Genomic DNA, 5471 nt, shown 5'->3' on the forward strand with positions numbered 1-5471 from the left:
CTGATCTCGGCATTGAAGGTCCAGGCCGAACGGTCCTGATGCGCCAGATGCCAGGCCTCGTCAGCGATCGCTGCGGGCTTGATGAAGAAGTCGTCCGGGCGGCCGGGAAAGGCCTTGCGCGTCCATGCCAGGTCGATGACCGCATCGATGGTCAGATAGGCCACGTGCACGCCCTTCGGTCCCACTTCTCGAGCGATGGCTTCGGCGAGCACGCGTTGCGCTGCCTTGCTCGGCGCGAAGCCGGCGAAGTTCGCCTTGCCACGGAACGCGGAGGTGTTGCCGGTGGCCAGGATCACGCCCTGCCCGGCCGCGATCATCGGCGGCGCCAGCCGCCGCGCGAGATGCAGCAGCGCCATGGTGTTGATCTGGAAGTTGCGTTCCAGCTCGGCCGGATCGATATCCAGGAAGTTGCCGAAGGTGCCGCCGACGGCGTTGTGGATGAACACCGAAGGATTGCCGAAGCTCTGCCTGACTGCGGCCAGCGTCGCGTCGATCTGCTCGACGTCGGTGACATCACAGACGAAGGCCTTGCTGTCCTCGATCTCGCTTTCCAGCAGCTTCAGCCGTGCTTCATCGCGAGCCAGCATGGCGACGCGATAACCGCCTTTCGAGAAGCGGCGGCTCAGTGCCGCGCCGGTGCCGGGGCCCACGCCGGTGATCAGGGCGACTGGTTTGCTCATGCGCTTCTCCGTGACGCGCGCGGTCAGCCGCGCGCTGCTTGCTGAGTGGGCAGATCGAGCATGCTCAGGGTCAATGCCGCGACCTGATCCATCGCGCGATTGCTGGCCTTGGTGCGCTCCATGATTCGCGCGCCTTCGATGCCGTTGACCAGGTACTGCGCCAGCACGTCGGCGCTCCAATCGCTGCGCACCGTACCTTCTGCCTGGCCGCGCTGGATGGTCTTGCGGAACACTGTGGTCAGCGCCGCGAAGGTGTCGCGGACGATGGCCTGCGCCTCGGGATCTTCATCGCCCAGTTCTAGTGCCGAGTTGGTCGCGAAGCAGCCCTTGCGCTCTGTACGCCCACCGCGCGCCATCATCTTGCGGATGGCGCTGTCGAGCCCGGCACGAGCATCCGGTGCTTCATCCAGCATGCCCTGCACGATGTCGAGCACCAGCTGCCGATACTGGAGCAGCGCTTCCAGATAGAGCTTCTGCTTGCTGCCGAAGCTCGCGTAGACGCTGGGCTTTTCGACACCGAGCGTGCTGGTCAGCATGTCCATCGAGGTGCCGCGATAGCCGCGATCCCAGAACAGGGTGAGTGCTCGGTCCAGCGCTTCTTCGCGTTCGATCTTTCTAGCCATGGGGCAGATTCCGACAGATTTTTCCCTGTGTTGACCAACTGTACCACGCGGTATAGTTTAGCTGTACCGATCGGTATAAATCAGAGTCGGCATCGTCCAAATCAAAGGACATCCTTCGAGGAGATTCGCCATGCACATTGCAGTCGTGTTCCACAGCGGCTACGGCCACACCGCGCGTCAGGCACAAGCCGTCGCCGAAGGCGTCGAGCAATCGGGCTTCGCCAAGGCGCTACTCGTCGATGTTGCCAAGGATATTTCCTGGGATGAACTGGGCAGCAGCGCCGGCATGATCTTCGGCTGCCCGACCTACATGGGCGGGCCGTCAGCCGTATTCAAGAAATTCATGGAAGACAGCTCCTCGCGCTGGATGAAGCAGGAATGGGCGGACAAGGTCGCCGCCGGTTTCACCACCTCGTCGAGCCAGAGCGGCGACAAGCTCAACACGCTGGTCTCGCTGGCGATCTTCGCCGCGCAGCACGGCATGTTCTGGATCAGCACGGGTCTGATGCCCGGCAATAACGTCAGCACCGGTTCGGTCAACGACATCAACCGGCTCGGCAGCTGGATGGGCGCGATGGCACAGGCCAACTTCGATCAGCCGGCGGAACTGGCACCGCCGGAAAGCGATCTGCTGACTGCGCAGAAGCTCGGCCTGCGCGTTGCCGGCGCAGCGAAACGTTTCGCCGGCGCCTGAACCGGCTCGCCGAACCATGAACGTCGAGAGCTTCCGATGAGCGCACTGCGCATCTTTTCCTACCTGCCGAATCCCAGAATCGCGAAGGCGACGATCACGGCACGCCTGTGCGGCGTCACCCTCGATGTTCGGGGAGCTTCGGTGCCCGAGCTGAAGCACTGGCTCTGGGATTTCGATGCCCATGTCATGTCGGATGCCGAGCGTGCATCGCTGGAGCATCTTCTGCGCACCGCGAAGAAAGGCTTCACCAGCACGCTGTACAAGACCGAAGCCTTCCTGGAAGCGCATCCCTTCGGCACCGTGCCGGCCGCGTTCAGCCCGGATGGCAAGGTCGGCATCTTCGAATCGAACAGCATCATGCGGGCCGTGGCTCGCCTGGGTCATGACGACGCCAAGCTGTACGGCGACGATCCGTACAGCGCTTCGCGCATCGATAGCTTCCTCGACGCCAGCCTGCTGTTCGCCCGCGATACGCAGATCTATGTGCTGGCGCTGTGGTCAGGATCGATTGCCGCTGAGGCACATCGCAGTGCCGAGCAGGCGTTCGCGACCTACATGGGCGGCATCGAGCGGGCGCTGCAAGGACCAGCAGGATTTCTGGTCGGCGAACGCCTGACGCTTGCCGATATCTGCTTCGTCGCCGAAATGACCCTGTTCCACAACGAACTGCCGCACGCCGATCTGCTGCAAGGGCTGGCGCTGCGGCCGATGCTGTCTGCAGCAAGCCGAGCGGAGTTCCCCAAGGCCTTCGCTCACTTCGAACGCCTGCGCGCGATGGATGCGATTGCACCGGACATCGAGCCTTATTTGCAGGCACTGGGCAAGCACTGAGCAAGCCGCACTGAAGCGGGTCCATCCGTTGCGAACGAGGAGAACAGCATCATGAAACTACTACAGTCATTCGGCCCGAATCCGCGCATGGTGCGCATGTTCATTGCCGAGAAAGGCCTGTCGATCCCGTTTGAAAGTGTCGACCTGTTCGGCGCCGAGAATCGTCAGGAGGCCTACCGCAAGAAGAATCCGGCCGGCGGCATTCCCTGCCTCGAACTGGACGACGGCCATGTGCTGTCGGAGACCGGCGCGATCTGCGAGTTCCTCGAAGAACTGCATCCTGCACCGGCCCTGATCGGCAGCAACGCCTGGGAGCGGGCGGAGACCCGCATGAACCTGCGCCGCGTCGAACTACAGGCCACCGAATACCTCTACAACGCCTTCCGCTTCGGCCCAGGACTGGCCTTGTTCGAGCACCGCTTCCGCTGCGTTCCGGAAGCTGCCGACGGGCTGCGCGCCAAAGGCCTCGACGGCGTGGTGCTGCTCGATTCGATGCTCGAGGGGCAGACCTATGTCTGCGGAGAGCGGCTCACGGTCGCCGATCTGGCGTTGTACTGCTGTCTCGATTTCTGCTTGTCGACCGGCCTGGTGATCGACCCCGCGCTGACCAACATCAGCGCTTGGCTGGCGCGCATGAATGCCAGACCCAGCGCATCGGCCTCGCTGTCCGCCGGCTGGCAGGACATCGGCATGAAAGGCTGAGCTGGCGAAGGCTCAAGAAGGTCGGGAGTCGGCATCAGTCAGCTGGCTCCCGACACTTCCAGTGTCATTCCGAGCGCCACAACGTCCGGTTTCCTACGCGCCCAGTGCGGTCCGGAAGTATTCGACGAACGCGCGTGCGGAAGGTTTCGCGGCGCGACCGGCTGGAAAGACCGCATGGATCGCAATTGTTTCCATCTTCCAGTCAACCATGACCTCTGTCAGGGCACCGCTTGCCAACTCGGCGCGGCAGCCCCATTCGAGCGTCGACATGATGCCGAGCCCGGCGACGGCTGCGGCGGTCGCACCTTCGTTGACGGTGGCAGTCAGTCGCCCTTCCGCGCGGATGGACGTCGTCCGTCCATTCCGTTGGAAGGACCATCCGGCTGGAGTAACGCCCGAAGGACCCACGATGAGCGAATGGCTGGCCAGTTCTCCGGGAGACTCGGGAGTTCCAGCCTTCGCAAGGTATGCCGGCGACGCTACGAGCAGCCTGCGCGATTGGCCCAGAGGCTGTGCGACGGCGTTTGAATCGGTCAGCGCTCCGAATCGCAAGCCGACGTCGATGCTTTCGTTCACCAGATCCTGACGCTGGTCGCTCATTTGCAGGGAGACCCGCAATGCAGGGTGTCGGTCCATGAACGCAGGCAGACGCGGCGCCAACTCTCGAACGGCAATCGGCGTTGACACCGCAATACGCAGGATGCCGCGCAACTCGCCGGTGCCGCGGGCGGCATGATCCGCCTCCTCCAGGGCAACCAGGATCGGTTCGATTCGTTCGAGATAGTCCCTGCCAGCCTCGGTCAGCGTCACTCCGCGAGTGGTGCGGGTCAGCAGCGTTACGCCCACCTCTTTTTCCAGCCCGGAGATGATCCTGGACGAGGACGGCTGCGATAGCCCCAACTCGCGACCGGCCACGGAAAAGCTCCTGAGCCGCGCCACGCGCGAGAAAAGTCGGAGTGAGAAGAGTCGATCGCTCATTTGTATCTCAAATATATATTACTTGAGAAATGGCCCTACCCCTTCGAATTCGAATAACTAATTATGCACGCCAAGGCCAAGCGGCGCCCTGAACAACCGGAGACCAACCATGTCATTGCAAGCCAAGCTGGACGCCTTGAAAGCGAATTTCGAAACCAAGGCGGCGCCCGAGACTTTCGCGGTGATGCACAAGGCCACCCAGGAGTTGATTGCCAGCGGCCAGGCTGAACGTGCCCTCAAGGCCGGCGATCAAGCCCCGGCCTTCACCCTCCTAGATTCCGACGGCAAGTCCGTTTCCTCGGCGGACCTGCTGCGCAAGGGCCCGCTGGTTGTCACGTTCTACCGCGGCGCGTGGTGCCCGTACTGCAACTTGGACCTGCAGGCGATCGAAGCCGCCGCCAAGGAGATCCGCGAGCAGGGTGCCGAACTGGTCGCGATTTCGCCGCAAACCGCCATATTCAGCCGCAAAGCCCAGCGCGACAACAAACTGAGCTTCCCGATCCTGAGCGACCGGGGCGGTGAGACTGCCGCGACCTTCGGCATCCGCTTCGTGCTGCCCGAGTATCTGCGGGAGATCTACAAGATGTTCAAGATCGACTTGGCCGAGACCAACGGCGAGCCGAGTTGGACGCTGCCGATGCCTGGCCGTTACGTGATCGCCCAGGACGGCGTGATCGCCTACGCCGAAGTGAACCCGGATTACACCCGTCGTCCGGACCCGAGCGAGCTGCTTCCGACCTTGAAGCAACTGGCCCGCGCGGTTGCCGCCTGATCTGAAAGCCGTTCATACGAGAAGCGCAGCCATGAAAGTACAAGTCGGCCAGATCATTCCGAGCTTCACGGTGCAGACCATTCAAGGAAGTTCTTTGACCGTTCCCGCGTCCCCGTCGAAGTTCACCCATCTCCAGTTCCGACGTTTCGCAGGGTGCCCGATCTGCAATCTGCATCTACACACGTTCTTCA

The 5471-nt window shown here is 62.6% G+C and carries 7 protein-coding genes; 4 read left to right on the forward strand and 3 right to left on the reverse strand.

Annotation, left to right across the window (positions count from 1 at the left end; genetic code table 11):
- On the reverse strand, positions 1–680 hold a 680-nt coding region (locus QZY06_RS15240), incomplete at its 3' end, for an SDR family NAD(P)-dependent oxidoreductase (protein ID WP_295685920.1).
- A gap of 23 nt (positions 681–703) precedes the next feature.
- On the reverse strand, positions 704–1303 hold the full coding sequence (locus tag QZY06_RS15245; RefSeq protein WP_295685921.1) for a TetR/AcrR family transcriptional regulator: 600 nt from the start codon (positions 1301–1303) through the stop codon (positions 704–706).
- A gap of 130 nt (positions 1304–1433) precedes the next feature.
- Between QZY06_RS15245 and QZY06_RS15250 the strand changes: the two genes are divergently transcribed.
- Genes QZY06_RS15250 through QZY06_RS15260 form a run of 3 tightly spaced genes read left to right on the forward strand, consistent with a single transcriptional unit; the run spans position 1434 to position 3530 of the window.
- A complete protein-coding gene (locus tag QZY06_RS15250) occupies positions 1434–1997 on the forward strand; it encodes a flavodoxin family protein (RefSeq protein WP_295685922.1) in 564 nt (187 codons plus the stop codon).
- Between the two features lie 36 nt (positions 1998–2033).
- Positions 2034–2828 (forward strand): glutathione S-transferase family protein, encoded by a 795-nt coding sequence (locus QZY06_RS15255; protein WP_295685923.1) that lies wholly within the window; start codon positions 2034–2036, stop codon positions 2826–2828.
- Between the two features lie 51 nt (positions 2829–2879).
- A complete protein-coding gene (locus QZY06_RS15260) occupies positions 2880–3530 on the forward strand; it encodes a glutathione S-transferase family protein (RefSeq protein ID WP_295685924.1) in 651 nt (216 codons plus the stop codon).
- Positions 3531–3623: 93 nt separating this feature from the next.
- Here the strand turns inward: QZY06_RS15260 and QZY06_RS15265 are convergent, their stop codons facing one another.
- Positions 3624–4508, reverse strand: a complete 885-nt coding sequence (locus QZY06_RS15265; RefSeq protein WP_295685925.1) for a LysR family transcriptional regulator — start codon at positions 4506–4508, stop codon at positions 3624–3626.
- Positions 4509–4617: 109 nt separating this feature from the next.
- Here QZY06_RS15265 and QZY06_RS15270 point away from each other — a divergent pair, with 109 nt between their 5' ends.
- On the forward strand, positions 4618–5280 hold the full coding sequence (locus tag QZY06_RS15270; RefSeq protein ID WP_295685926.1) for a peroxiredoxin-like family protein: 663 nt from the start codon (positions 4618–4620) through the stop codon (positions 5278–5280).
- The last annotated feature ends 191 nt before the right edge of the window (positions 5281–5471 follow it).

This window comes from uncultured Nevskia sp. (assembly GCF_903885465.1).
Lineage (GTDB): Bacteria > Pseudomonadota > Gammaproteobacteria > Nevskiales > Nevskiaceae > Nevskia.